The organism is Burkholderia anthina, from assembly GCF_001547525.1.
Taxonomy (GTDB): Bacteria; Pseudomonadota; Gammaproteobacteria; order Burkholderiales; family Burkholderiaceae; genus Burkholderia; species Burkholderia semiarida.
Map to the genome: position 1 here is coordinate 799,501 of NZ_CM003768.1, position 24,882 is coordinate 824,382.

23 protein-coding genes, 4 tRNA genes and 1 pseudogene are annotated in these 24,882 nt (G+C 64.6%); 23 read left to right on the forward strand and 5 right to left on the reverse strand.

What is annotated here, in order from left to right:
• Window positions 1–2 precede the first annotated feature (2 nt).
• From WS64_RS03800 to acpS, 13 genes are all read left to right on the forward strand, one after another.
• Window positions 3–467, forward strand: coding sequence for a hypothetical protein (locus WS64_RS03800; RefSeq protein WP_060965749.1), 465 nt, complete (start codon window positions 3–5; stop codon window positions 465–467).
• Window positions 468–558: 91 nt separating this feature from the next.
• A complete protein-coding gene (rpoE, locus tag WS64_RS03805; protein WP_006490873.1) occupies window positions 559–1,158 on the forward strand; it encodes an RNA polymerase sigma factor RpoE in 600 nt (199 codons plus the stop codon).
• 86 nt (window positions 1,159–1,244) lie between these two features.
• A complete protein-coding gene (locus tag WS64_RS03810) occupies window positions 1,245–1,862 on the forward strand; it encodes a sigma-E factor negative regulatory protein (RefSeq protein ID WP_059574007.1) in 618 nt (205 codons plus the stop codon).
• Window positions 1,863–1,867: 5 nt separating this feature from the next.
• Window positions 1,868–2,920: a MucB/RseB C-terminal domain-containing protein gene (locus WS64_RS03815; RefSeq protein WP_059638278.1), complete on the forward strand. Its 1,053-nt coding sequence runs from the start codon at window positions 1,868–1,870 to the stop codon at window positions 2,918–2,920.
• A gap of 16 nt (window positions 2,921–2,936) precedes the next feature.
• Window positions 2,937–4,421 (forward strand): DegQ family serine endoprotease, encoded by a 1,485-nt coding sequence (locus tag WS64_RS03820; RefSeq protein WP_059574005.1) that lies wholly within the window; start codon window positions 2,937–2,939, stop codon window positions 4,419–4,421.
• Window positions 4,422–4,428: 7 nt separating this feature from the next.
• Window positions 4,429–4,707, forward strand: a complete 279-nt coding sequence (locus WS64_RS03825; RefSeq protein WP_060965750.1) for a glutaredoxin family protein — start codon at window positions 4,429–4,431, stop codon at window positions 4,705–4,707.
• Window positions 4,708–4,863: 156 nt separating this feature from the next.
• Window positions 4,864–6,657, forward strand: a complete 1,794-nt coding sequence (gene lepA / locus WS64_RS03830) for a translation elongation factor 4 (protein ID WP_021159691.1) — start codon at window positions 4,864–4,866, stop codon at window positions 6,655–6,657.
• 16 nt (window positions 6,658–6,673) lie between these two features.
• Complete coding sequence (lepB, locus tag WS64_RS03835) at window positions 6,674–7,567, forward strand: signal peptidase I (protein WP_059574003.1); 894 nt, start codon at window positions 6,674–6,676, stop codon at window positions 7,565–7,567.
• A 152-nt stretch (window positions 7,568–7,719) separates the two neighbouring features.
• Window positions 7,720–8,943 carry a ribonuclease III gene (gene rnc, locus WS64_RS03840; RefSeq protein ID WP_060965751.1) on the forward strand — a complete coding sequence of 408 codons (1,224 nt, stop codon included), beginning with the start codon at window positions 7,720–7,722 and terminating at the stop codon, window positions 8,941–8,943.
• Window positions 8,944–9,003: 60 nt separating this feature from the next.
• The gene (era, locus tag WS64_RS03845) at window positions 9,004–9,903 is read left to right on the forward strand and encodes a GTPase Era (protein ID WP_006476493.1); all 900 of its coding nucleotides are present in this window, start codon (window positions 9,004–9,006) and stop codon (window positions 9,901–9,903) included.
• Window positions 9,890–10,726 (forward strand): DNA repair protein RecO, encoded by an 837-nt coding sequence (gene recO / locus WS64_RS03850; RefSeq protein WP_059574001.1) that lies wholly within the window; start codon window positions 9,890–9,892, stop codon window positions 10,724–10,726. Before era ends, recO begins: the two co-directional genes overlap by 14 nt.
• The gene (gene pdxJ / locus WS64_RS03855) at window positions 10,723–11,499 is read left to right on the forward strand and encodes a pyridoxine 5'-phosphate synthase (RefSeq protein ID WP_060965752.1); all 777 of its coding nucleotides are present in this window, start codon (window positions 10,723–10,725) and stop codon (window positions 11,497–11,499) included. Before recO ends, pdxJ begins: the two co-directional genes overlap by 4 nt.
• An 81-nt stretch (window positions 11,500–11,580) precedes the next feature.
• The gene (gene acpS, locus WS64_RS03860; protein ID WP_059573999.1) at window positions 11,581–12,027 is read left to right on the forward strand and encodes a holo-ACP synthase; all 447 of its coding nucleotides are present in this window, start codon (window positions 11,581–11,583) and stop codon (window positions 12,025–12,027) included.
• A 33-nt stretch (window positions 12,028–12,060) separates the two neighbouring features.
• Here the strand turns inward: acpS and WS64_RS32265 are convergent.
• Window positions 12,061–12,279, reverse strand: a pseudogene (locus WS64_RS32265) (zinc ribbon domain-containing protein); the annotation flags it as partial.
• Between the two features lie 136 nt (window positions 12,280–12,415).
• Here WS64_RS32265 and nagZ point away from each other — a divergent pair.
• On the forward strand, window positions 12,416–13,444 hold the full coding sequence (gene nagZ / locus WS64_RS03865) for a beta-N-acetylhexosaminidase (protein ID WP_059573998.1): 1,029 nt from the start codon (window positions 12,416–12,418) through the stop codon (window positions 13,442–13,444).
• A gap of 173 nt (window positions 13,445–13,617) precedes the next feature.
• Here the strand turns inward: nagZ and WS64_RS03870 are convergent, their stop codons facing one another.
• From WS64_RS03870 to earP, 3 genes are all read right to left on the reverse strand, one after another.
• Window positions 13,618–15,003: a sigma-54-dependent transcriptional regulator gene (locus WS64_RS03870; RefSeq protein ID WP_059573997.1), complete on the reverse strand. Its 1,386-nt coding sequence runs from the start codon at window positions 15,001–15,003 to the stop codon at window positions 13,618–13,620.
• 267 nt (window positions 15,004–15,270) lie between these two features.
• Window positions 15,271–15,828 (reverse strand): elongation factor P, encoded by a 558-nt coding sequence (gene efp, locus WS64_RS03875; RefSeq protein ID WP_059573996.1) that lies wholly within the window; start codon window positions 15,826–15,828, stop codon window positions 15,271–15,273.
• A 137-nt stretch (window positions 15,829–15,965) separates the two neighbouring features.
• Window positions 15,966–17,159 (reverse strand): elongation factor P maturation arginine rhamnosyltransferase EarP, encoded by a 1,194-nt coding sequence (gene earP, locus WS64_RS03880; RefSeq protein WP_060965753.1) that lies wholly within the window; start codon window positions 17,157–17,159, stop codon window positions 15,966–15,968.
• Window positions 17,160–17,235: 76 nt separating this feature from the next.
• Here earP and uvrC point away from each other — a divergent pair, with 76 nt between their 5' ends.
• The 9 genes from uvrC to WS64_RS32270 all read left to right on the forward strand — a co-directional run bounded on the left by uvrC (window position 17,236) and on the right by WS64_RS32270 (window position 23,478).
• Window positions 17,236–19,269, forward strand: coding sequence for an excinuclease ABC subunit UvrC (uvrC, locus tag WS64_RS03885; RefSeq protein WP_060965754.1), 2,034 nt, complete (start codon window positions 17,236–17,238; stop codon window positions 19,267–19,269).
• Between the two features lie 90 nt (window positions 19,270–19,359).
• Entirely contained in the window at window positions 19,360–19,947 is a 588-nt protein-coding gene (gene pgsA / locus WS64_RS03890; protein WP_011544951.1) for a CDP-diacylglycerol--glycerol-3-phosphate 3-phosphatidyltransferase, read from the forward strand.
• 166 nt (window positions 19,948–20,113) lie between these two features.
• A tRNA-Gly gene (locus WS64_RS03895) sits at window positions 20,114–20,189 on the forward strand.
• A 53-nt stretch (window positions 20,190–20,242) separates the two neighbouring features.
• Window positions 20,243–20,318 (forward strand) — tRNA-Gly (locus tag WS64_RS03900).
• Window positions 20,319–20,369: 51 nt separating this feature from the next.
• Window positions 20,370–20,445 (forward strand) — tRNA-Gly (locus tag WS64_RS03905).
• A gap of 98 nt (window positions 20,446–20,543) precedes the next feature.
• A tRNA-Cys gene (locus WS64_RS03910) sits at window positions 20,544–20,617 on the forward strand.
• A gap of 174 nt (window positions 20,618–20,791) precedes the next feature.
• Window positions 20,792–21,988, forward strand: coding sequence for a site-specific integrase (locus tag WS64_RS03915; protein WP_060965755.1), 1,197 nt, complete (start codon window positions 20,792–20,794; stop codon window positions 21,986–21,988).
• A gap of 151 nt (window positions 21,989–22,139) precedes the next feature.
• Window positions 22,140–23,117 (forward strand): N-acetyltransferase, encoded by a 978-nt coding sequence (locus tag WS64_RS03920; protein WP_244166565.1) that lies wholly within the window; start codon window positions 22,140–22,142, stop codon window positions 23,115–23,117.
• The gene (locus tag WS64_RS32270) at window positions 23,095–23,478 is read left to right on the forward strand and encodes an ASCH domain-containing protein (RefSeq protein ID WP_081103839.1); all 384 of its coding nucleotides are present in this window, start codon (window positions 23,095–23,097) and stop codon (window positions 23,476–23,478) included. The genes WS64_RS03920 and WS64_RS32270 overlap by 23 nt, the downstream gene beginning before the upstream one ends.
• Before the next feature lie 334 nt (window positions 23,479–23,812).
• Here the strand turns inward: WS64_RS32270 and WS64_RS03925 are convergent, their stop codons facing one another.
• Window positions 23,813–24,850 (reverse strand): IS481 family transposase, encoded by a 1,038-nt coding sequence (locus WS64_RS03925; RefSeq protein ID WP_060966884.1) that lies wholly within the window; start codon window positions 24,848–24,850, stop codon window positions 23,813–23,815.
• Window positions 24,851–24,882 lie beyond the last annotated feature (32 nt).

Consider the following 24,882-nt stretch of genomic DNA (forward strand, 5'->3'; position numbering starts at 1 on the left):
GCTTGACGAGTCCATTCGATGCTCCGGCCGGGCGTCCGCAGCGCTTTGCGTTGCGGGCCTCGGCCGTGTCGTATTTCGTGCTGGCCGCGTTCGTCGCGTCGGCTGCCGCCTCGGCGTACCTGTTCTGGGCGCCGCGCGCGGGCGCTGCCGCCGGCGCGGGCGTGTCGGCCGCGACGGCTGCACTGCTGGCCGTATGCGCGGTGCGGGCTTGCGCCCGCCGGCTGCCGGCCGAGTTGCGGATCGATGCGTTCGGGGAGATCGCGGCGTTTGGCCGCACCGGGCGCTTGCTGGCCCGCGGCCGCGTGACGGGCCATGCGCACTGGAGCAGCCTGCTGCTGGTGCTGTCGGTCGGGCAGGGCGCCCGGCGCGCCCGGCCGCTGCTGATTCCGGCCGACGCGCTCGATGCCGCATCGTTCAGCGCGCTGTCGGTGCTGGCGAGAACGGCCGGGGCGGCGGGGCGTGCATGACGACGGCATGGTTACCGACCGTAACCAGCGGCCGGCGCCGGAACGCTACAATAACGCTCCGCGTTGCATCCCTAGTTAACGGATTTGTCAGGTGAGTGAAAAAGAAATCGATCAGGCTCTGGTCGAGCGCGTACAGAAGGGCGACAAGGCGGCGTTCGAACTCCTGGTCTCCAAATACCACCGCAAGATCATTCGGCTGATCTCGCGCCTCGTGCGGGATCCCGCCGAGGTCGAGGATGTGGCCCAGGACGCGTTCATCAAGGCGTATCGTGCGCTGCCGCAATTTCGCGGCGAATCGGCGTTCTATACGTGGTTGTACCGAATTGCCGTCAACACGGCGAAGAACTACCTTGCGACGCAAGGCCGCCGGGCGCCGACCTCCACCGAGGCCGATGCGGAGGAAGCGGAAACTTTCTCCGACGCAGACCAACTAAGGGATATCAACACGCCTGAGTCGATGTTGATGAGCAAGCAGATTGCCGAGACGGTCAACGCTGCGATGGCTCTGCTGCCCGAGGAACTGCGTCAGGCAATCACGCTGCGCGAGATCGAGGGCCTGAGCTACGAAGAGATCGCGGAAATGATGGGCTGTCCGATCGGGACGGTCCGCTCGCGGATCTTCCGCGCGCGCGAAGCAATCGCTGCCAAATTGCGTCCGCTGCTCGATACGCCCGAAGGCAAGCGCTGGTAAGCGCGACGGGCGGAACGACGCGGGTCGGGGTCTAGTTACGGATAGAGTCGTGAAGTCACGACGGGGTGTGCAAGATGGGGAGCATCATGGGGTCGGTCAATACGCAATCGCAGGCGTGCTCGCGCGGCGAGCGCCTTTCCGCGCTGGTCGACGGCGAAATGTTCGATGGCCCGGATCACGGGCAGTTTCTGGCTGAGCTCGACCGCGCGGATCGCGCTGCGTGGGCCCATTACCACCTGATCGGCGATGCGCTGCGCTCGGACGAGCTCGCGCTGCCGCCCGCGCTGAGCGTCGCGTTCACCGCGCGCATGTCGGCCGCGCTCGAAAGCGAGCCGCACCTGCTGGCGCCGGCGGCCGCGCCGGTCGCGCGCAAGCTGCTGTCGCTGCGCCGCCGTGTCGTGCCCGCGTTCGCGGTGGCCGCCGCGGCCGCCACGCTGACGTGGATCGTCGTCCCGCAGATGCAGACGGCCGGTGCGCCGGGCGCCGTCCAGGTCGCGTCGGCAGGCGCGCCGCAAAACGGCAACCTGCAGCGCGTGACGGTTGCGCAGGCATCGGCCCAGCCGGGCCTGCAGGACGTCAACATCATTCGCGACGCCAGCCTTGACCAATACCTTGAAGCGCACCAGCAATTCGCGCAGCAGCCCGTCGTCACGGGTTCGATGCCGCTGATCCGCGCTGCCGTGACCACCACGCCAGGCCAATAAACCCGATGCGGACATTGCAGTTGAATCACGCCATCTCCGGATGGAAGCGGCTGCCGGCCCTCCTGCTTTGCGCAGCCGCCCTGTTGTCCGTTCAATCCCTTCCCGCCAGCGCCCAGCAACCGGACGATCCCCTCGCCACCCGCAAGGGCGCCGCGGACTGGCTCGACCGCGTCCAGCAGGCGGCGCAGCAGCAGAGCTACGAAGGGACGTTCGTCTACCAGCGCGGCGGGTATGTACAGTCGTCGCGCATTGCGCACGTCGCGTCCCGCGACGGCGAGTTCGAGCGGATCGAGACGCTCGACGGCAAGCCGCGCAAGCTGCTGCGGCATAACGACGAGCTGTACACGTTCGTACCCGAGCGCAAGCTGTGCGTGGTCGAGCGTCGCCAGACGCGCGATTCCTTTCCGGCGCTGCTCGGCGCGAGCGGCGAGCACGTGATGTCCGTCTACGATGCGAAGCCGCTCGGCAAGGACCGCGTGGCCGGGATCGACGCGCAGGTCGTCGAGCTCGTGCCGAAGGATGCGTACCGTTTCACGTACAAGCTATGGGCCGACGCCCGCACCGGGCTGCTGCTGCGTTCGCAGACGCTCGACGCGAACGATCACGTGCTCGAGCAGATCGCGTTCTCGCAATTGCAGACGGGCGGCGCAAGCGGCGACAAGGCCGCGATTGCCGCCGGCATGCGCAACCTGAACGGCTGGACGGTCGTGCGCCCGCCGGTCGCGACGGTCGACATGGAAGCGCAGGGCTGGCAGCTCGCGCCGAGCGTGGCCGGCTTCCAGAAGATTCGTGAAGTGCGCCGGCCGATGGCCGCGCGCGATGCGGGCGATCCGCCGATCCCGGTCGATCAGGCCGTTTTCACCGACGGCCTCGCGACGGTCTCGGTCTTCATCGAGCCGGCCGAGAAAAATACGCGCAAGGAAGGCGCGGGCAGCACCGGTGCGACGCACGTTCTCGTGAAGCGTCGCGGCGACTACTGGGTCACCGTGCTCGGCGAAGTGCCGCCGGCAACGTTGCAGCAGTTCGCGTCTGCCATAGAATACAAGGCTTCCAAGTAACGCTACGGCTTCCGACATGACGAAACTCACGCTGCGCAAAGTGCTCGCGGCGGCGGCGCTGTGTGCCTGCCTGCCGCTCGTCCCGCAAACCGCGGTCGCTGTCACGCCTCCGGCTGCCAGCCTGCCCGATTTCGCCGACCTCGTCGAAAAGGTGGGCCCTGCGGTCGTGAACATCCGGACTACCGCGAACGTGCCGGTACCCGGCCCGCGCGGCGTGCTCCCGCCTGGCTTCGACAACGGCGACATGTCGGAATTCTTCCGGCGCTTCTTCGGCATTCCGCTGCCGCAGGCGCCCGGCAACGGCGGCAATCCGAAGAACGCGCCGACGCCGGACAATCCGCCCGACACCGAGCAGAACCGCGGCGTCGGCTCGGGCTTCATCGTGTCGGCCGACGGGTACGTGATGACCAATGCGCACGTCGTCGACGACGCGGACACCATCTACGTGACGCTGACCGACAAGCGCGAATTCAAGGCGAAGCTGATCGGCGTCGACGATCGCACGGACGTCGCGGTCGTCAAGATCCAGGCGTCGAACCTGCCGGTCGTCGCGATCGGCGATTCGAACAAGGTGCGCGTCGGCGAGTGGGTCGTCGCGATCGGTTCGCCGTTCGGCCTCGACAACACGGTCACGGCCGGCATCGTCAGCTCGAAGAGCCGCAACACGGGCGACTACCTGCCGTTCATCCAGACCGACGTCGCGGTGAACCCCGGCAACTCGGGCGGGCCGTTGATCAACATGCAGGGCGAGGTGATCGGCATCAACTCGCAGATCTACAGCCGGACTGGCGGCTTCATGGGCATTTCGTTCGCGATTCCGATCGACGAGGCGATGCGCGTGGCCGACCAGCTGAAGGCGACGGGCAAGGTCACGCGCGGCCGGATCGCGGTAGCGATCGGCGAGGTGACGAAGGACGTGGCCGATTCGATCGGGCTGCCGAAGGCCGAAGGCGCGCTCGTCAGCAGCGTCGAGCCGGGCGGCCCGGCCGACAAGGCGGGCATCCAGCCGGGCGACATCATCCTGAAGTTCAATGGCCGTCCGGTCGATGCGGCGTCCGATCTGCCGCGCATGGTCGGCGACACGAAGCCCGGCACGAAGGCGACGGTCAGCGTGTGGCGCAAGGGTCAGGCACGCGATCTGCCGATCACGATCGCCGAGACGCCGGCCGAGTCGACGGCGAAGGCCGAGCAGCGCAAGAACGCGCCGCAGAAGCCGCGCCAGAGCAATTCGCTCGGCCTGACGGTCAGCGACCTGACGGCGGAGCAGATGAAGACGCTGAAGCTGAAGAACGGCGTGCAGATCGACGGCGTCGACGGCCCGGCGGCCCGGGCGGGCCTGCAGCGCGGCGACATCGTGCTGCGCGTCGGCGACACCGACATCACGAGCGCGAAGCAGTTCGCCGACGTGACCGCGCAGCTCGATCCGCAGAAGGCGGTCGCGGTGCTCGTGCGGCGCGGCGACAACACGCAGTTCGTGCCCGTGCGGCCGCGCCAGAAGTAACGCGCCGATGTTCACGCTCTACGGCCGCGGCTGGTGCCACCTGTGCGACGACATGCGCGACGCACTGGCGCCGGTGGCGGCCGAATTCGGCGTCGCGGTCGACTACGTCGACATCGATACCGATGCGGCGCTCGTCGCGCGTTATGACGAGGACGTGCCCGTGCTGCTGCTGGACGGCGCGGAAGTGTGCCGCCACCGGTTCGACGACGCGCGGGTGCGCGACGCGCTGGCAGCCCGGCGCGACCCTGGCACGCCGCCGGCCGGCGCCGCATTGCATGGGGCTTGATCCGGCGGGCGGCCCAGCCGGCGCCCCGCGTGGCGGGCCGTCCGAAATCCCGCCCGGCGTAAGCCTTTTCGGCTAAAATAAGCCGTTTTTTCACCGACTTACACAAGGCGTGCTCCGCAGTCGTCGAGCGCGCCTTTTTCGCTTGATCGGCACTGAATGGATCATATTCGCAATTTCTCGATCATCGCGCACATCGACCACGGCAAGTCGACGCTCGCGGATCGCATCATCCAGGTATGCGGCGGCCTCGCCGACCGTGAAATGGAAGCGCAGGTGCTCGACTCGATGGACATCGAGCGCGAGCGCGGCATCACGATCAAGGCGCAGACGGCTGCACTGTCGTATCGCGCCCGCGACGGCAAGGTCTACAACCTGAACCTGATCGACACGCCGGGGCACGTCGACTTCTCGTACGAGGTCAGCCGTTCGCTGTCCGCGTGCGAAGGCGCGCTGCTCGTGGTCGACGCGAGCCAGGGCGTCGAGGCGCAGACGGTCGCGAACTGCTACACGGCGATCGAGCTCGGCGTCGAGGTCGTGCCCGTGCTGAACAAGATCGACCTGCCGGCCGCGAACCCCGAGAACGCGATCGAGGAGATCGAGGACGTGATCGGCATCGACGCGACCGACGCGACGCGCTGCAGCGCGAAGACGGGGCTCGGCGTCGAGGACGTGCTCGAGGCGCTGATCGCGAAGGTGCCGCCGCCGAAGGGCGATCCGGCCGCGCCGCTGCAGGCGCTGATCATCGATTCGTGGTTCGACAACTACGTCGGCGTCGTGATGCTCGTGCGCATCGTCAACGGCACGCTGCGCCCGAAGGACAAGATCAAGATGATGGCGACCGGCGCGCAGTATCCGGTCGAGCACGTCGGCGTGTTCACGCCGAAGTCGCGCAATCTCGAATCGCTGTCGGCCGGGCAGGTGGGCTTCATCATCGCCGGCATCAAGGAACTGACGGCCGCGAAGGTCGGCGATACCGTCACGCACGCGACCAAGGCCGCCGCCGAGCCGCTGCCGGGCTTCAAGGAAGTGAAGCCGCAGGTGTTCGCGGGGCTGTATCCGGTCGAGGCGAACCAGTACGACGCGCTGCGCGAATCGCTCGAGAAGCTGAAGCTGAACGACGCATCGCTGCAGTACGAGCCGGAAGTGTCGCAGGCGCTCGGCTTCGGTTTCCGCTGCGGCTTCCTCGGGCTGCTGCACATGGAAATCGTGCAGGAGCGGCTCGAGCGCGAATTCGACATGGATCTCATCACGACCGCGCCGACGGTCGTCTACGAGGTCGTGCAGAGCGACGGCTCGACGATCATGGTCGAGAACCCGGCGAAGATGCCGGAGCCCGGCCGCATCGCCGAAGTCCGCGAGCCGATCGTCACCGTGAATCTCTACATGCCGCAGGATTACGTCGGCTCGGTGATCACGCTGTGCGAGCAGAAGCGCGGCTCGCAGATCAACATGCAGTATCACGGCCGCCAGGTGCAGCTCACGTACGAGATCCCGATGGCTGAGATCGTGCTCGACTTCTTCGATCGCCTGAAGTCGGTGTCGCGCGGCTATGCGTCGATGGACTACGAGTTCAAGGAATATCGTTCGTCGGACGTCGTGAAGGTCGACATGCTGATCAACGGCGACAAGGTCGATGCGCTGTCGATCATCGTGCACCGGTCGCAGTCGCAATACCGCGGCCGCGAAGTCGCCGCGAAGATGCGCGAGATCATTCCGCGCCAGATGTACGACGTGGCGATCCAGGCCGCGATCGGCGCGCACATCGTCGCGCGCGAGAACATCAAGGCGCTGCGCAAGAACGTGCTCGCGAAGTGCTACGGCGGCGACATCACGCGGAAGAAGAAACTGCTCGAGAAGCAGAAAGAAGGTAAGAAACGCATGAAGCAGGTGGGTTCGGTCGAGATCCCGCAGGAGGCGTTCCTCGCGATCTTGCGCGTCGAAGACAAATAACAGGACTGATCCTTTTATGAATTTTGCGCTGATTCTTTTTGTGCTCGTCGTCGTGACGGGCGTAGCGTGGGTGCTGGACAAACTGGTGTTCCTGCCGCGGCGTCGCAAGGCGGCCGATTCGGCGATCGAGGAGTTCGATCGCCAGCAGTCGCGCATCGACAAGCGTTTCGCGGACGAAAACGCGGCGCAGACGCGCTCGAAGCTGCGTGACGAAAAGCTGCGTCAGCCGTGGTGGCTCGAGTACACGGCGAGTTTCTTTCCGGTGATCCTGGCCGTGTTCGTCGTGCGCTCGTTCGTCGTCGAGCCGTTCAAGATTCCGTCGGGGTCGATGGTGCCGACGCTGCTCGTCGGCGACTTCATCCTCGTCAACAAATTCGAGTACGGGCTGCGCCTGCCGGTCACCAACACGAAGATCACGCAGGGCAGCCCGCTGTCGCGCGGCGACGTCGTCGTGTTCCGCTATCCGAAGGACGAATCGGTCGACTACATCAAGCGCGTGATCGGCCTGCCGGGCGATACGGTCGCGTATCAGGACAAGCAGTTGACGATCAACGGCCAGCCGGTGCCCGAAGCGCCGCTGCCCGATTACTTCGACGACGAGCGCCAGAATTACGCGAAGCAGTTCGAGGAAACGATCGGCAACAAGAAGAACGCGATCCTCAACAACCCGGCCGTGCCGCCGTTCGTGATGGGCGCATACGACTATCCGTATCGCGACAACTGCACGTACAACAGCCGCGGCGTGATCTGCAAGGTGCCGCCCGGTCACTACTTCATGATGGGCGACAACCGCGACAACAGCGCGGATAGCCGCTACTGGGGTTTCGTGCCGGACCGGAACATCGTCGGCCGCGCGTTCTTCATCTGGATGAACTTCAGCGACCTGAAGCGCATCGGTTCCTTCAACTGATGCATTGATTCACACGCACTACGCGACGCACGGGCCGCGTCGCCTATTGCCGAACTACTTTAAGAACCGGCGGTAACACCGCCTCGTCACGCCTTTTCGTGTCCGGCCGTGCCGTTTCGGCCCGACCGGGCGCCCGCGTTATACTCCTGCACATGCCCCTATCCCAGTTGGAAAGCCGGCTGCGCTACGAATTTCGCAATGCGGAATTATTGCGCCAGGCTTTGACCCATCGCAGTCACAGTGCCACGCACAACGAACGGCTCGAGTTTCTCGGCGATTCCGTTCTGAATTGCGCGGTGGCCGCCCTTTTGTTCCAGCGCTTCGGCAAGCTGGACGAAGGCGACCTGTCGCGCGTACGCGCCAACCTCGTCAAACAGCAGTCGCTGTATGAAATTGCTCAGGCCCTCAATATCTCGGACGGCCTGCGGCTGGGCGAGGGCGAGCTGCGCAGCGGCGGTTTCCGCCGCCCGTCGATCCTCGCGGACGCATTCGAAGCCATCATCGGGGCCGTGTTCCTCGATGGCGGCTTCGAAGCCGCCCAAGGGGTCATCAAGCGCCTCTATATCCCGATTCTCGACCACATCGATCCGCGCACCCTCGGCAAGGACGCGAAGACGCTGCTGCAGGAATATCTGCAGGGGCACAAGATCGCGCTGCCGACCTATACGGTCGTCGCGACGCATGGTGCGGCGCACAATCAGCAGTTCGAGGTCGAATGCACGGTGCCGAAGCTGGACGTGAAGGTATCGGGCTCCGGCGCGAGCCGGCGCGCGGCCGAGCAGGCCGCCGCGAAGAAGGCGCTCGACGAGGTGATGGCGGCCGCGCCGATGCTGGCCGCGAAGCCGAAGCGCTCGAAAAACGCGCGCGGGTCGAAGCATGTCGAACCCGAGATCGTGCCGGGCGTGAAGGGCGTGCAGGAAGCGCTCGACCTGCGCTCGCCCGAGCGGAAGGAGCGTGCGGCGGCGCGCGAGGCGAGGGCGGGCGGCGCGGTACCGGCCGTAACGGCTGCGACGGCTGGCGCCGAACCGGCCGTCGCGCCGATGGCCGCGATTCGCGCGGCGCATGTCGAACCGGCGGCGGACAAGGGCGAACGGGCGGCGAAGCCGGCGGCTGACAAAGTTGCCGACAAACCGGCCGAGCGGCTCGACAAGGCCGCGGAAAAGCCCGCCGAGGCCGCGCCTCGCGCAGCCGACAAGCCGGCCGGCCACGCAGCCGATCCGGCATCGTCGCCGGCCGACAAGCCTGCCGCGGGGGGCGACTCCGCCGCGCGCACGCCGGCGCGCGCGCGCGATGCCGCGGCGCCCGACGCCGAGACGCCACCCGGCGGCGCGAGCCTTGCTGCCGCGCAGGCGCGCGTGGCCGATGCCGACCACTGAATTGCCCATCGATCGTGCCGCGCGCCGCGCGGCCGTTTCCGAACCTGTCTCCCAAACGATATGAACACTCCCGCTCCTACCGGTTTCCGTTGCGGCATGATCGCGATCGTGGGCCGCCCGAACGTCGGCAAGTCGACGTTGATGAACGCACTCGTCGGCCAGAAGATCAGCATTACCTCGCGCAAGGCGCAGACGACCCGCCACCGCATCACCGGCATCAACACGTTCGACGACGCGCAATTCGTGTTCGTCGACACGCCCGGCTTCCAGACCCGTCACAGCACCGCGCTGAACCGTTCGCTGAACCGCGCGGTCACGTCGACGCTGACGTCGGTCGACGTGATCCTGTTCGTGATCGAGGCCGGCCGCTTCGGGCCCGACGACCAGAAGGTGCTCGACCTGATCCCGCCCGGCATGCCGACGCTGCTGATCGCGAACAAGATCGACCGCGTGAACGACAAGGCCACGCTGTTCCCGTTCATGCAGAAGGTGAGCGAGCTGCGCGAATTCACCGAGCTCGTGCCGTTGTCGGCGCAGAAGCCGGAAGACATCAAGCGCCTGCTGGACACGATCAAGCCGTACCTGCCGGAAGGCGAGCCGATCTACGGCGAGGACGAACTGACCGACCGCAGCTCGCGCTTCCTCGCGGCCGAAATCCTGCGCGAGAAGGTGTTCCGCTGGACCGGCGACGAACTGCCGTACACGAGCACCGTGCTGATCGACAAGTTCGAGGAGGAGGGTCGCCTGAAGCGCATCTTCGCGACGATCCTCGTCGAGCGCGATTCGCACAAGGCGATGGTGATCGGCAAGAAGGGCGAGAAGCTCAAGCAGATCAGCACCGAGGCGCGGATGGACATGGAAAAGCTGTTCGACGGCCCCGTGTACCTCGAGACCTTCGTGAAGGTGAAGAGCGGCTGGGCCGACAACGAGGCGGGGCTGCGTGCCTATGGGTACGAATGACGCGCTGACGTCGACCGAAGACGCGGTGACGGCCGGCGCGAACGACGCGCCGCTGCCGGCACCACCCGAACCGCCGCGCAAGGCGCGGCGCGCGACGTCTCGCACGTCCGATTTCCGCGTCGCCGAGCAGCCGGCGTTCGTGCTGCACAGCTATCCGTATCGGGAAACGAGCCTGATCGTCGACGTGCTGACGCGCGATCACGGCCGGCTCGCGCTCGTCGCGAAGGGCGCGAAGCGCCCGCACTCCGCGTTGCGCGGCGTATTGCAGACCTTCCAGCCGCTGCTGCTGTCGTGGTCGGGCAAATCCGAGGTGCGCACGCTGACGGGCGCCGAATGGGTCGGCGGGATGCTGCCGCTCGGCGGCGACGGGCTGTTGTGCGGTTTCTACGCGAACGAGCTGCTCGTCAAATTCTGCGCGCGCGAGGATCCCCAGCCGCCGCTGTTCAATCATTACGTGCTGACGCTCACGCGCCTCGCGCACGGCGAGCCCGCCGTGCAGGTGCTGCGCTCGTTCGAGCGCGTGCTGTTGCGCGAGACCGGCTATGCGATGGCGCTGAACCGCACGGTCGCCCGCCGTGCGGTCGAACCCGACCGGCGCTACGTGTTCGATCCCGAGCGCGGCGTGCGCAACGCGGACGACGACGTGCCGTCGCACTGGCCGGTCATCACCGGGCAGACGTTGCTCGACATGGAGCAGGACGATTACCATCGAGCCCAGACGGTCGCGCAGAGCAAGACGCTGATGCGCTTCCTGCTGAACACCTATCTCGGCGGTACGCCGCTCGCCACGCGTCAGATCCTGATCGACCTGCAAAACCTATGAGCTTCTTCCTGACAACGCCCACCGCCATCGACCTCGGCGTGAACATCGACCACGTCGCGACGCTGCGCAATGCACGCGGCACGCGCTATCCCGATCCGATCCGCGCGGCGCTCGCCGCCGAAGAGGCGGGCGCGGACGCGATCACGCTGCACTTGCGCGAGGATCGCCGCCACATCGTCGACGCCGACGTGCGCGAGCTGCGCCCGCTGCTGAAGACGCGCATGAACCTCGAATGCGCGGTGACGGCCGAGATGCTCGACATCGCCTGCGAAGTGCGTCCGCACGATGCGTGCCTCGTGCCGGAGAAGCGTGCGGAACTGACGACCGAAGGCGGTCTCGACGTGGCCGGCCACTTCGACGCCGTGCGGGCGGCGTGCAAGCAGCTTGCCGACGCGGGTGTGCGCGTGTCGCTGTTCATCGACCCGGACGACACGCAGATTCGCGCCGCCCACGAAGCAGGTGCGCCGGTGATCGAGCTGCATACGGGCCGCTACGCCGAAGCGCACGACGAAGCGCAGCAGCAGCGCGAATACGAGCGTATCGTCGCGGGCGTGCAGACCGGCGCGCAGCTGGGCCTGAAGGTCAATGCGGGCCATGGGCTGCACTACACGAACGTGCAGCAGATCGCCGCGATCGACGGCATCGTCGAGCTGAACATCGGCCACGCGATCGTCGCGCACGCGATCTTCGCGGGCTGGGACAACGCGGTGCGCGAGATGAAGGCGATCATGGTCGCCGCACGCGTCGCCGCGCTGCACGGCGGCGCGCGCTGACGATGCGAGGCTGCCGCGCCCCGCACGCCGTTCGCGACGCTCTTGACCCGGCCTCGCCGGGCCACCCCCGCGGAGACTGACATGGCGATCTACGGTATCGGTACCGACATCGCGCAAGTGAGCCGCGTCGCGGCCGTGCTCGAGCGCACGGGCGGCCGGTTTGCCGAGAAGGTGCTCGGCCCCGACGAGCTACGCGTGTTCCACGCCCGGCGCGCGCGCTCCGAGGCGCGCGGCATCGCGTTTCTCGCGACGCGCTTCTCCGCGAAGGAAGCGTTCTCGAAGGCGATCGGGCTCGGCATGCACTGGCCGATGACGTGGCGTGCACTGCAGACGCTCAATCATCCGAGCGGCGAGCCGTACGTGGTCGCATCGGGCGAGCTGGCCGACTGGCTGGCCGCGCGCGGCATCACGGCGCGCGTGACGGTCAGCGACGAACGCGACTACGCGGTGTCGTTCGTGATCGCCGAGACGGACGCTGAAACGGCCGCCGCGCGTGCCCCTGCACCTGTTTCCCGAACCTCCTCCTGACGGAATTCCCGATTCGTTGACGTCATCCACCGCCTAAAGGCGGTGGATTCCCACACCTGGCGATGCATGTCCGCATCGGAGAATGTTCAGCGCAGCGTTGATATCACGATCATGCTCGACACCACAGCCACTGCAGGCCCACTCTCTTATTCTCAGTCCCGCGATACCTTTCGGCCGCGTCGTGCTGTCTTTCGACCCGCACGCCGAACAGGACTGGGTCGAACCGCTTTCGTCGACTTCCTCGAACGTAGCAGTCCGTTGAGCGACTTCACGCGGTAGCGGTAGACAAGGATCATGCAGGTGATCCTAATCCGTGGAAGAAGCTGCCTGTCAACAGCACCCCTTTCCTTCCCGCCATCAATGGCGGAGTTTCTCGGAGCAAATTCTGATGAAAACGACTCCCGGCCCGGTCATGCTCGACGTCGTCGGCACGGCCTTGTCGCGCGACGATGCGCGGCGCCTCGCGCATCCGAATACCGGCGGCGTGATCCTGTTCGCGCGGCACTTCCAGAATCGTGCGCAGCTGACCGCGCTGACCGACTCGATCCGCGCGGTGCGCGAAGACATCCTGATCGCCGTCGACCACGAAGGCGGGCGCGTGCAGCGGTTCCGCACCGACGGCTTTACCGTGCTGCCCGCCATGCGCCGCCTCGGCGAACTGTGGGATCGCGACGTGCTGCTCGCGACGAAGGTCGCGACTGCCGTCGGCTACATCCTGGCCGCCGAACTGCGCGCATGCGGGATCGACATGAGCTTCACGCCGGTGCTCGACCTCGACTACGGGCACTCGAAGGTGATCGGCGATCGTGCGTTCCATCGCGACCCGCGCGTCGTCACGCTGCTCGCGAAGAGCCTGAATCACGGGCTGTCGCTCGCGGGCATGGCGAACTGCGGCAAGCATTTCCCGGGGCACGGCTTCGCGGAAGCCGATTCGCACGTCGCGCTGCCGACCGACGACCGCACGCTCGACGCGATCCTCGAACAGGACGTCGCGCCGTACGACTGGCTCGGGCTGTCGCTGGCTGCGGTGATTCCGGCGCACGTGATCTACACCCAGGTCGACAAGCGGCCGGCCGGGTTCTCGCGCGTGTGGCTGCAGGACATCTTGCGCGGCAGGCTCGGCTTCACGGGCGCGATCTTCAGCGACGACCTGTCGATGGAGGCCGCCCGCGAAGGCGGCACGCTCACGCAAGCAGCCGACGCCGCGCTGGCCGCCGGTTGCGACATGGTGCTCGTCTGCAACCAGCCGGACGCGGCCGAGGTCGTGCTGAACGGACTGAAGGCGCGGGCCTCGGCCGAATCGGTGCGGCGCCTCAAGCGGATGCGCGCGCGCGGCAAGGCGCTCAAGTGGGACAAGCTGATCGCGCAACCCGAGTATCGGCAGGCGCGGGCGCTGTTGAACAGCGCGCTCGCGTAAGCGGGCAGGGATGGCGCGAGTCGGGCCGTTCCGGTCTCCCCGAACGAAAGGCCGCGCAGTCGCGCGGCTTTTTTACGCGTTGCGACAGCCCTGAGTCGGGCAGTCGCCGGAGCGGACTTTGATGCAACTAACGGTCAAACTCGACCAGCGCCCGCATGCAGGAGCGCGTCCGCTCAGTTCACCTTCATCCGTTGCAGCTTGTTGTACAGCGTCTTCGGGCTGATGCCGAGCAGCGTCGCCGCGCGGTGGCGCGTACCGCCGACCGCGTCGAGCGTTGCCCGGATCAGCAGATCCTCGACGTCGGACAGCGGTGTGCCGACCTTGATCTGCACGCTGCTGCCGTTCAGTGCGGCGCCAGCGGAGAAGCTGGCCTCGCCGGCGCGCAGCGTCTCGATGAAGTCGCCCGATGCGTCGTACGCGAAGCGCACGCGTTCCCGCAACTCGCGCACGTTGCCCGGCCATTCGTAGGACAGGCATTCGCGCACGAAGCCCGGCGCCGCGCGCTTGTCGGTCGTGCTGCGGCCGGTCGCGCGCGCTTCGCGGTTCAGTTCGTCGATCTGCGCATCCGCGATCGCGAGTGCGTCGCCGTCGCGTTCGCGCAGCGGCGGCATCGTGATCGACGCCGCGTCGAGGCGCAGCCACAGATCCTCGCGCAGCGTGCCGTTCGCCACCGCTTCGCGCGCCGGGCGGCGCGTGGCCGCGATCAGCCGGAAATCGCTGGTGATCGAGCTCGTGCCGCCGATCCGCATGAAGTTCTGCGAATCGAGCGCGTGCAGCAGCGCTTCCTGCAGCACGAGCGGCAGTGCGGTGATTTCGTCGAGGAACAGCGTGCCGCCGCCGGCCTGTTCGAACAGGCCGGATTCGCGGCGCTCGGCGCCGTCGAACGCGCCGCGTTCGTGGCCGAACAGCACGCTGTCGAGCGAGGCGCCGTGTCGGCCGGCCTGCGCGAGCATGCGGCAGTCGAACGACACGAACGGCCCTTTGCGGCGCCGGCTCAGCTCGTGCAGCGTGCGCGCGGCCAGCTTCTTGCCGGTGCCGGCCTCGCCGGAGAACAGCACGGCCGTTTCGGTGTGGGCATTGTGCTCGATCATGTCGTACACGTGCTGCATCGCGTCGCTGCGGCCGACCAGCGCGCCGAAGCGGCCGAGATGGCGCAGCGACGCACGCAGCGACTGCACTTCGTCGATCAGCTCGTACGGGCGGGGAATCCGCGCGAGCAGGCTGCGCAGGCGCGGAATGTTGATCGGCTTGAGCAGGTAGTCCCAGATGCCGTGGCGCAAGCCCTCGATGGCGCTCTCGACCGTCGCGTTGCCCGTCAGCACGATCACCGGCAGCGAGCCGTTCGGCTGTTGCTGCGGCAGGTGCTGGAGCAGGTCGAACCCGCTGCCGTCCGGCAGGTTCAGGTCGACGAGCACGACGTCGGGAATCGAGCGGCCGAGCGCCGTGCGCGCTTCGGCGAGCGACGTGGCCGTGTCGACCGAGAAGCCGTCCGCGGCGAGCAGCGCGGTGAGGCCTGACAGGCTGTTGGGATCGTCTTCGACAATCAGGGCGTGTGGCATGGTGGACGCGAGTCGAGTCAAGAGAGGCGGGCTGTCGGCCAGCGGACCGCAGCCGCATGTCGGATTAAAGATTGATTTTATGCCCCGCCGAACGCGTCACGCGCATTATTTCTCCGGCGCTATAAAACAGTTACCGATGATACAAATTGAATATCTTTACCGGTGGCTTTTGTGCTGCGCATGGTTGCTGCCTGCGGCAGCTGTTGGCGCCAGACAAACAAAAAGCGCCCCGAAGGGCGCTTTGTTCGACGCGGATATCGCTGGCGCTTATGCGCGGCTGCGGTATTCGTTCGTGCGCGTATCGATTTCGATCTTGTCGCCGGTGTTGCAGAACAGCGGCACTTGCAGTTCGAAGCCGGTCGCGAGCTTCGCGTTCTTCAGCACCTTGCCCGACGACGTGTCGCCCTTGACGGCCGGTTCCGTGTAGGTGATTTCGCGAACGAGGATCGTCGGCAGTTCGACCGAGATCGCCTTCTCGTTGTAGAACACGACTTCGCAAGCCATGCCGTCTTCGAGGTAGTTCAGCGCTTCGCCCATCATTTCGGCTTCGACTTCGTACTGGTTGTAGTCGGCGTCCATGAACACGTACATCGGGTCGGCGAAGTACGAGTACGTCACTTCCTTGCGGTCGAGCACGACGACGTCGAACTTGTCGTCGGCCTTGTAGACCGATTCCTGGCCCGCGTTCGTCAGCAGGTTCTTCATCTTCATCTTGACGACGGCGGCGTTACGGCCCGACTTGTTGTATTCCGTCTTTGCGATGACCCAGGCATCGTTGCCGATCTGCACGACGTTGCCTACGCGGAGTTCCTGTGCGGTTTTCATAAAAAAACTGTCCTGATCAAATCAAATAAATAAGTGCCTGAGCGGTGCACAACGGGTGAGGCGCCAAGCAGATGCGTTCCGGTGGGCGCCCAAAGCTCAAACGCGAGCGCTTGCGTGGCCAGCCGTCGGATAACCGCTTATTTTAACTGAGATTTTGCGTATTCCGCCAGCTTTCCGGCGAGATCGCCAACGGCCGCGAGCGCGTCGGCCCAGCGGGCCGCATTGGCGTCCAGGGCGGCGCGGTGTTGCCAGAAATCGGCCCAGTCCGGCGTGCCGGCGCCGTTCCACGCGTGCCAGAACCGCTCGAGCGCCGCGCGGGGCGCGTCGGCGAGGCCGGCCGACAGGTGCGCGAGCGCGGCATCGAGCTTCGGCAGGTGCACGTCGTCGGCCTGCGGGTAGATGTGCCACACGAACGGCTTGCGCGCCCATTGCGCACGGACGAACGAATCCTCGCCGCGCACGAAATTCAGATCGGCGACCCACAGCAGCGGATCGTAGTCGGCCTGCGGAACGAACGCGAGCCCATGGGCGGTCAGGTTGCCGCTGCGTGCGAGCGCGCCGGCGCCGAACGATTCGGCCCCGAAAAAACGCGCGATGGCGGGCGACAGGCGCCCGGCCGGCACGAGCGCGACGACCGGCGACGGGCCGTCGCGCCACTGCGCGAGCAGTGCATCGACGGCGGGATTCTCGTAGGCGAACAGGCTGACGACCGTCGTGCCGGGCGCCGGCGGCGCGCCGCCGGTCGCGCGCCGCCACCACGCGGCGCGGGCTGCCGGATCGGCGTCGAAGGCCGTGCGGCGCGCGTCGAGGTCGCGCTCCTTCGGCACGCCGCCGGTGCCGGCCGACAGGCCCGGGAAGAAGAACGTCTTCAGCAGCGGGTAGCGCGGATGCGGCGACGGCCGCAAATGGAAATCGGCGACCCAGTCCTCGGCGCTCAGGTATTCGAGGTTGATCCACACGGGGCGCCGCGCGCGCCGCGCCATCGCCGCGAGATAGGGAGCGGGCAACTCGCACGCGAACGCCTCGATCACGACATCGGCGATGTCCAGCGCGTCGCCGACGTCCGCATGCCAGTGCTCGATCACGATCGCGTCGACCGTTTGCCGCGCGGCGTCGGGATCGACCTGCGGCAGCAGGCGCGCGAACGTGTGCAGGTCGTCGACGAACAGGCGAACCTGCCAGCCGTGCTCGTGCGCGAGCTGGCGCGCGACGCGCCAGCACACGCCGATGTCGCCGAAGTTGTCGATCACCGTGCAGAAGAGGTCGCAGGCGATCGGTTCGCCCGGCGCGAGCGGGACGGCGCGGAGGGGGATGGCGGTGGGGCGTGGCATCGAAGCGGGCCGGTGAATGCTCTAAACTGGCGATTCTAATAGACCCGTTCCGCGTTACAAGGCGCCCGGATCACGCATGACATCCCCAGAAGCCTCCGATACTCCGTTCGAACCGAAGAAGATCCTTGCGCAGTTGCCGCACATGCCGGGTGTCTATCGCTATTACGACACGGCGGGCGTCGTCCTCTACGTCGGCAAGGCGCGCGACCTGAAAAAGCGCGTGTCGAGTTATTTCACGAAGACGCAGCTGTCGCCGCGCATCGCGATGATGGTCACGCGCATCGCGCGCATCGAGACGACCGTCACGCGCTCGGAAGCCGAGGCGCTGCTGCTCGAGAACAATCTGATCAAGGCGCTCGCGCCGCGTTACAACATCCTGTTTCGCGACGACAAGTCGTATCCGTACCTGAAGCTCACCGCGCACCGCTTTCCGCGGATGGCCTACTACCGCGGCTCGGTCGACAAGCAAAACCAGTATTTCGGGCCGTTCCCGAGCGCGTGGGCCGTGCGCGAGAGCATCCAGATCCTGCAGCGCGTGTTCCAGTTGCGCACCTGCGAGGATTCGGTCTTCAACAACCGCACGCGGCCGTGCCTGCTGCATCAGATCGGGCGGTGCACGGCGCCGTGCGTCGGCGCGATCTCCGACGAGGATTACGCGGTCGACGTGTCGAACGCCGCGCGGTTTCTGCTCGGCCGGCAGTCCGAAGTGATGAAGGAACTCGAGCAGAAAATGCACGCGTTCGCGGCCGAGCTGAAATTCGAGCAGGCGGCGGCCGTGCGCAATCAGATGAGCTCGCTCGCGACCGTGCTGCACCAGCAGGCGATCGAGGTCGGCAGCGACAGCGACGTCGACATCCTGGCGGTCGTCGCGCAGGGCGGACGCGTGTGCGTGAACCTGGCGATGGTGCGCGGCGGCCGGCATCTCGGCGACAAGGCGTATTTTCCGACGCACGTCGAAAGCGCGCTGACGCTCGCCGAAGGCGGGCTCGGTGAAGAGGCCGAGCCGGCGGAGGCGATCGACGCGCCGGCCGATGCAGTGCCCGACCAGCCCGCGCAAGAGGCCGGCGGCGCGCGTGCCACGGCGGCGGCGTCGGTCGAGGCCGAGGTGCTCGATGCGTTCATCGCGCAGCACTATCTTGGCAACCGCGTGCCGCCGGTGCTCGTCGTCAGCCATGCGCCCGCGAGCCGCGACCTGCTCGAGCTGCTGTCCGAGCAGGCCGGCCACAAGGTGTCGCTGGTGCGGCAGCCGCAGGGGCAGCGCCGCGCGTGGCTGTCGATGGCGGAGCAGAACGCGCGGATCGCGCTCATGCGGCTGCTGTCCGAACAAGGGTCGCAGCAGGCGCGCACACGCGCACTCGCGGAGACGCTCGGCTACGACAGCGACGATCTCGCGACGCTGCGGATCGAATGCTTCGACATCAGCCATACGATGGGCGAGGCGACACAGGCGTCGTGCGTCGTCTATCACCATCACAAGATGCAGTCGAGCGAGTACCGCCGCTACAACATCACGGGCATCACGCCGGGCGACGATTACGCGGCGATGCGGCAGGTGCTCACGCGCCGCTACGAGAAGATGGTCGAGCAGGCCGCGCAGGCGGCCGCCGCCGACGAAGCGGCCGGCATCGACGGCGAGTCGACGCGCCAGGCAGAGGCGTCGAGCCTGCTGCCGAACATCGTGCTGATCGACGGCGGCAAGGGCCAGGTCGAGATCGCACGGCAGGTGTTCACCGAGCTCGGGCTCGATACGTCGATGCTGGTCGGCGTCGCGAAAGGCGAAGGGCGCAAGGTCGGCCTCGAGACGCTGGTGTTCGCGGACGGCCGCGTGCCGCTCGAGCTCGGCAAGGAGAGCGCCGCGCTGATGCTCGTCGCGCAGATCCGCGACGAGGCGCACCGCTTCGCGATCACCGGCATGCGGGCGAAGCGGGCGAAGGCGCGTCAGACGTCGCGGCTGGAGGAGCTCGAGGGCGTCGGCGCGAAGCGCCGGCAGCGGTTGCTCGCGCGCTTCGGCGGGTTGCGCGGCGTGGTGGCCGCGAGTGTCGAGGAACTGGCGAGCGTCGAAGGCATTTCGCACGCGCTCGCCGAGCAGATCTACAAGCAGCTTCACTGACGCGGCCGTGCGGCCGGCGGCGTTGCCAGCGTTCTTGTGGCAGGCCGGTCGACACGGCACAATTGCGAATCCTTTACTGTCCCGCATGCCATGCCGTTCAATTTCCCGATTTTCCTGACGTGGGTACGGATCGTGCTGATTCCGCTCGTCGTCGGCGTGTTCTATCTGCCGGACACGGTGATGGGCGGCGCGCACCGCAATCTCGCGGCGGCGGCGATCTTCATCCTCGCCGCGCTGACCGACTGGTTCGACGGCTTCCTCGCCCGCAAGTGGAACCAGACGTCGTCGTTCGGGGCATTTCTCGACCCGGTGGCGGACAAGCTGATGGTGACGGCCGCGCTGCTGATCCTCGTGCAGATTTCGCGGGTCGACGCGGCGATCGCGCTCGTGATCGTCGGTCGCGAGATCGCGATTTCGGCGCTGCGCGAATGGATGGCGCAGATCGGCGCGTCGAAGAGCGTCGCGGTGAACCAGCTCGGCAAGTTCAAGACCGCGTGCCAGATGGTTGCGATTCCGATGCTGCTGTTCTACGGGCCGCTGCCGCTCGGCGTCGTGACGATCGATACGCGCGTGTGGGGCGAGTGGCTGATGTATCTCGCGGCGGTGCTGACGATCTGGTCGATGCTGTACTACATGAAGCTCGCGTGGCCGCAGATTCGCGAGCGCGGCGGCGCGTGACCCGCGTCGCCTCTGGGCGTCTGCCTCCGCGCAGTCTCGGTGGCAGCGGTTTTTGTAAAAAGGGCTGGAAAAGCCCTTGACATACGAATGTGCCTTCGACATAATCTCGCTTCTCCGCTGCACGACGAAGTGAATGTGTGACGGGGAAGCAGTAGTGCAGCAATACGCGGGAGTAGCTCAGTTGGTAGAGCGCAACCTTGCCAAGGTTGAGGTCGCGAGTTCGAGACTCGTCTCCCGCTCCAGATTTTTTCTGGCAGCGCGTGGTACGGCGAAGCGCTGCAGATGCAGGACACATGCGGGAGTAGCTCAGTTGGTAGAGCGCAACCTTGCCAAGGTTGAGGTCGCGAGTTCGAGACTCGTCTCCCGCTCCAGATTTTTCCGGCAGCGTGTGGTACGGCGAAGCGCTGCAGATGCAGGACAATGCGGGAGTAGCTCAGTTGGTAGAGCGCAACCTTGCCAAGGTTGAGGTCGCGAGTTCGAGACTCGTCTCCCGCTCCAAGTCATGGGAAGCCACGCTTCCCTTTTTATTTGATGGACTTCCGGTCCTCGAATAAAAATCTGTCGCTTGCCTCACGGCATCCGGACAGTCCGCTTTTGGCGCGATAGCAAAGCGGTTATGCAGCGGCCTGCAAAGCCGTTTAGGCCGGTTCGACTCCGGCTCGCGCCTCCAAGTAAGAAAAGAAAAAGCCCTGAGAAATCAGGGCTTTTTCTTTTTCTGGCTCCACTTTCATTCTTGTAAGAAAGTCGTCTAGGGTGGTACAAAGTCGCCTCTAACCACTCACGAAACACGCGTAACCACGCCTAAGTCGGCTCTTTGGCCGTATAGGCGAGTTCGCATCAGCGCATGGCGACCAAGCGACTGCGACCCTCCGGAACGTGGGAATACATCATCCGACGTTCGAAGCTCCTACCAAAGCCACTTTCCCTGACGTTTCAATCTGAAGAAGAGGGCGACGCGTACGTCGCTCGGCTGGAGCAACTGCTCGATGCCGGCATTGTGCCGACAGACGTTGTTGAGCAACGCGAAGCGATCGCAACGACGCTCGACGCTGTTCGAGAGTATCTGCGGCGTGTGTCGGTGCCCGATTCCGACGTTCAGGTGCTAAATACGCTTCTCGGCGGCCGACTCCCTTCGAAAGCCCTCTCTACCGTGGACTACGATTGGGCGGAACGATGGGTGACAGCAATGAAGCGCGAGCATCATTTGTCGCCGTCGACGATTCGTCACAATGTTGGGGCGCTCGCTCGGTGTTTCGATTGGGTGGTCAAGTCCGGCACTCCGATGCTGGCAGTCAATCCGCTGCGCCTGCTGCCTAAACGTTATGCGACTTATACCGATGACGATCGAGTGGTAGTCGAAGCGCAGGATCGCGCGCCGAAAGAGGATGTGCATCGAGATCGGCGGCCGAGCGCAGAGGAGGAGGCCGAGATCCGCCGAATCATGGCGGGTGGCAAACCGAAGGGGAGAGAGCGAGCTTTCGAGCTACCGTATCGGCCGGCGTTGGTGTTCCTGTTCGAGCTTGCAATCGAATCCGCGATGCGAATGCGAGAGATGTACACGCTCGACGTTGCGCAGTTTGATGTCGTCCGCCGAACGGCCTTATTGGAGCGGACAAAGAACGGAAGCAAGCGCTCGGTGCCACTTACGACGGTAGCGATCGCCGCGTTCGAGCGGTATGTCGCTGCAGTTACGGGTCAAGACCCAGAAATGTGTGGGTTTTCGTTTGAAGCAGGTAGGCTATTCCCCTGGGTCGACGAGATCGAGGCGGGCATGCGTGCGAAGAATATGCCGGTGCTCAGCCGGAAGGTTCTTGAGCGCGTTACCGTGCGACTGTCGGGGCAGTTTGGGCGACTATTCAACGCGGCCGGCTGTCCAGATCTCGTCTTTCATGACCTGCGGCATGAGGCAACCTCGCGGCTGTACGAGCGGACGACGTTGAGTGATATCCAGATCGCCAAGATTACCGGTCATACGGACCCGAAAGTGCTGATGCGATACGCGAACCTGCGCGGAAGCGATCTGGCACAGCGACTGTGGTAGTTTGCAACGGTGGCGCGCCGATGCCGCCGGCGCGCCTCTATAATGTCCCCCATAACTCAACTACGGGGGCGTGCAAGTGGGATTCGAGTACAAGCAATTCAAACATACAAACCTTGCTGATCCGTTCTTCGATTCGCTTAAGGCGGACTACGTGGAATTCGAGGACTGGTTCCACCGAAAGGCAGAAAATTGGGCCTATGTATTCGAGCAAGATGATTCGAATTTGATTGATGGATTCCTTTACCTGAAGATAGAGGATGATCCGGTGACAGACGTGACTCCACATTTGCCAGCAAAGCGGCGTGTGAAGGTTGGGACGTTCAAGATTAACGCGCATGGCACCAAGTTGGGTGAGCGGTTTGTTAAAAAAATCTTCGATCATGCGGTCGATGAAGGTGCGGAAGAGCTATATGTGACCGTCTTTCCAAAGCATGCCGGCTTGATTAATTTGCTCACCCGATATGGGTTCGAGAAGGTTGCAGAAAAAACCACGGATAATGGCGTCGAGGATGTTATGACGCGCCCAATGCGGTGGCGAGATGATGTGGACCGCGAAAAGAACTATCCACTTATTAAGCTTGATGGCTCGTATTATCAGGTTGGAATATATCCGGGTTATCACACCCGGTTGCTACCTGACTCCATACTGAATAACGAAGACGTCAGAATTGTAAAAGACGTGTCTCATACAAATAGCATCAACAAGATATATATTGCCGGAATGAAGGGGCTGATGTCATTGCGGCCCGGTGACAAGATTGTCATGTATCGTACCGGCGATGGGCAAGGCCCGGCGGAGTACAGGGCGGTTGCCACGTCGCTTTGCGTGGTCGAGGAGGTGCGGCATATTGATTCATTTCCAACTGCCGAGGATTTTGTGAAATACGCTCGGCCGCACAGCGTATTTCCAGATGATGAGTTGATCGGGTACTACAAAAGTAAGAAATATCCTATTATTCTGCGTTTTACCTACAACATCGCATTGCGTCGTCGACTGACTCGACACCATCTCATTGAAAATGTTGGGATCGACAGAAACGCATATCCGGGGTTCTTGGGGTTAACTCGGGATCAATTTAAGCAAATTGCGATCGATGGGGGTGTTGATGAAAGTCTTATTGTCGATTAAGCCTGAGTATGCGGACCGTATACTTAGCGGTGAGAAGCGGTTCGAGTTTAGAAAGGCGGTTTTCAAAAATTCCGATGTCAGAACGGTTGTGATCTATGCAACTATGCCAGTTGGAAAGGTGGTCGGTGAGTTCGAAATCGATTCGATTTTGAAGGAAAGTCCTAGTAAGCTCTGGCGCACGACAAGAGAGTACTCTGGAATTACGAAGGCATTTTTTGAAACGTATTTTCGTGGCCGTAAGGCGGCGTATGCGATCGGAGTCAAAACAGCAACTCGTTATGAGACTCCTTTGGAGTTGCAAGCCGTAATCCCTGGTGGGGTGCCGCCGCAGTCCTTTCGTTATCTTGACGCTGCGGCATGAGGCGGGGTAGGCACGTACGACCGGCGTCTGCGTAGGACGGCAGCGGGGGCGATTGTCGAGACGACTCAGCAAAGTCGCTTTGCATAGCGGAACGCCTCTCCAAATCGGCGAGGCGTTCCGCCAATTACGCGGCGTGCGCCGGCGGTAGATCAGGCAGTCTGGGAAGCGTGCGTGCAGTACGGCCGGGTTTCCGCATAGACGGCTGCTGCACTTTTCGTTGGATTGCCGCGTGCACCCGCCATGTCATACCCGGATTCAGATGTCGTAGCGCCAGCTAAATTGTATTAGCCGGGACTCGATCTGACAGGTAGTCGGGCCTACAAAGAACGAGCCATCAATGGGTGATGAGTTTCTCCTTGGCTAGTTCGAGCGAATCGAGGAAAGTACGCATCGGCGTCTTGCCATAACACCAGCGCCCCTGATGCTCTCGTTCATTGTTGTACTGGTCGAGCCACGCATCAAGGTCCGTCTGCAGCGTAGCGATCGAGTCGTAGATCTTCTTTCGGAAGACGATGCGATAGAACTCGTTGAGCATGGTCTTGTGCAGCCGTTCGACGATCCCGTTGGTTTGCGGCGACTTGGCCTTGGTTCGGGTATGGTCGATGTCCTCCAAGGCCAGATACAGCTCGTATTCGTGATGTTCGGGGTTGCCGCAGTATTCGGTGCCGCGGTCTGTCAGCACGCGTAGCAGCGGAATGCCGAAGCTGTCGAAGAACGGGACAACGCGATCGTTGAGCAGGTCCGCCGCCGGCAAAGGTGTCTTGCGATCATAGAGCTTGGCGAAAGCAACCTTCGAGTAGGTATCGACGAAAGTTTGCTGGTAGACACGGCCGACGCCCTTGAGGCTGCCGACGTAGAACGTATCCTGCGCGCCGCAGTAGCCCGGGCATTCGGACTCGAATTCGCCGTGCACTTCCTTCTCGTGCTTGGCGCGTTCGAGCGCGACAAGCTGCGCCTCGGTCAGCACCAACCCCTCCTGGGCGGACTTGGCTTCCAAGGCCTTCAAGCGCTTCGGCATGGTCTCCAGATCGTGGCGCAACCAGATGCTACGGACGCCTTGGGGCGAGACAGAAAGAGCATGCCGTTTGAGGACCTCGTTGGCGATACGCACCTGACCGTAGGCTGGCAATTCGAGGGCCAGTTCGACAACTGCGGCCTCGACCTGCGGATCCACGCGGTTCTTGAGCAGCGGCCGGTGGTGGGAAATCTCCTGCAGCGCAGCTTCACCGCCTCGATCGTACAGTTCCTTAAATCGGTAGAAGCTGTCGCGCGAGTAACCCATCACGCGACAGGCCTGGCTGACGTTGCCGAGTTGCCGGGCCAGCTCGAGTATGCCGACCTTGGCACGAATTACCTTCTGCTCCTGAGTCATGGCGGACTCCTTGCTGTTCGCGGCGCGCATTG

What these genes read in the sequence shown, in the direction of transcription:
- WS64_RS03810 (WP_059574007.1), top strand. Translation starts at nt 1,245, where the DNA reads ATGGGGTCGGTCAATACGCAATCGCAGGCGTGCTCGCGCGGCGAGCGC.
- WS64_RS03815 (WP_059638278.1), top strand. Translation starts at nt 1,868, where the DNA reads ATGCGGACATTGCAGTTGAATCACGCCATCTCCGGATGGAAGCGGCTG.
- WS64_RS03820 (WP_059574005.1), top strand. Translation starts at nt 2,937, where the DNA reads ATGACGAAACTCACGCTGCGCAAAGTGCTCGCGGCGGCGGCGCTGTGT.
- WS64_RS03825 (WP_060965750.1), top strand. Translation starts at nt 4,429, where the DNA reads ATGTTCACGCTCTACGGCCGCGGCTGGTGCCACCTGTGCGACGACATG.
- lepA (WP_021159691.1), top strand. Translation starts at nt 4,864, where the DNA reads ATGGATCATATTCGCAATTTCTCGATCATCGCGCACATCGACCACGGC.
- lepB (WP_059574003.1), top strand. Translation starts at nt 6,674, where the DNA reads ATGAATTTTGCGCTGATTCTTTTTGTGCTCGTCGTCGTGACGGGCGTA.
- rnc (WP_060965751.1), top strand. Translation starts at nt 7,720, where the DNA reads ATGCCCCTATCCCAGTTGGAAAGCCGGCTGCGCTACGAATTTCGCAAT.
- era (WP_006476493.1), top strand. Translation starts at nt 9,004, where the DNA reads ATGAACACTCCCGCTCCTACCGGTTTCCGTTGCGGCATGATCGCGATC.
- recO (WP_059574001.1), top strand. Translation starts at nt 9,890, where the DNA reads ATGGGTACGAATGACGCGCTGACGTCGACCGAAGACGCGGTGACGGCC.
- pdxJ (WP_060965752.1), top strand. Translation starts at nt 10,723, where the DNA reads ATGAGCTTCTTCCTGACAACGCCCACCGCCATCGACCTCGGCGTGAAC.
- acpS (WP_059573999.1), top strand. Translation starts at nt 11,581, where the DNA reads ATGGCGATCTACGGTATCGGTACCGACATCGCGCAAGTGAGCCGCGTC.
- nagZ (WP_059573998.1), top strand. Translation starts at nt 12,416, where the DNA reads ATGAAAACGACTCCCGGCCCGGTCATGCTCGACGTCGTCGGCACGGCC.
- WS64_RS03870 (WP_059573997.1), bottom strand. Translation starts at nt 15,003, where the DNA reads ATGCCACACGCCCTGATTGTCGAAGACGATCCCAACAGCCTGTCAGGC.
- efp (WP_059573996.1), bottom strand. Translation starts at nt 15,828, where the DNA reads ATGAAAACCGCACAGGAACTCCGCGTAGGCAACGTCGTGCAGATCGGC.
- earP (WP_060965753.1), bottom strand. Translation starts at nt 17,159, where the DNA reads ATGCCACGCCCCACCGCCATCCCCCTCCGCGCCGTCCCGCTCGCGCCG.
- uvrC (WP_060965754.1), top strand. Translation starts at nt 17,236, where the DNA reads ATGACATCCCCAGAAGCCTCCGATACTCCGTTCGAACCGAAGAAGATC.
- pgsA (WP_011544951.1), top strand. Translation starts at nt 19,360, where the DNA reads ATGCCGTTCAATTTCCCGATTTTCCTGACGTGGGTACGGATCGTGCTG.
- WS64_RS03915 (WP_060965755.1), top strand. Translation starts at nt 20,792, where the DNA reads ATGGCGACCAAGCGACTGCGACCCTCCGGAACGTGGGAATACATCATC.
- WS64_RS32270 (WP_081103839.1), top strand. Translation starts at nt 23,095, where the DNA reads ATGAAAGTCTTATTGTCGATTAAGCCTGAGTATGCGGACCGTATACTT.
- WS64_RS03925 (WP_060966884.1), bottom strand. Translation starts at nt 24,850, where the DNA reads ATGACTCAGGAGCAGAAGGTAATTCGTGCCAAGGTCGGCATACTCGAG.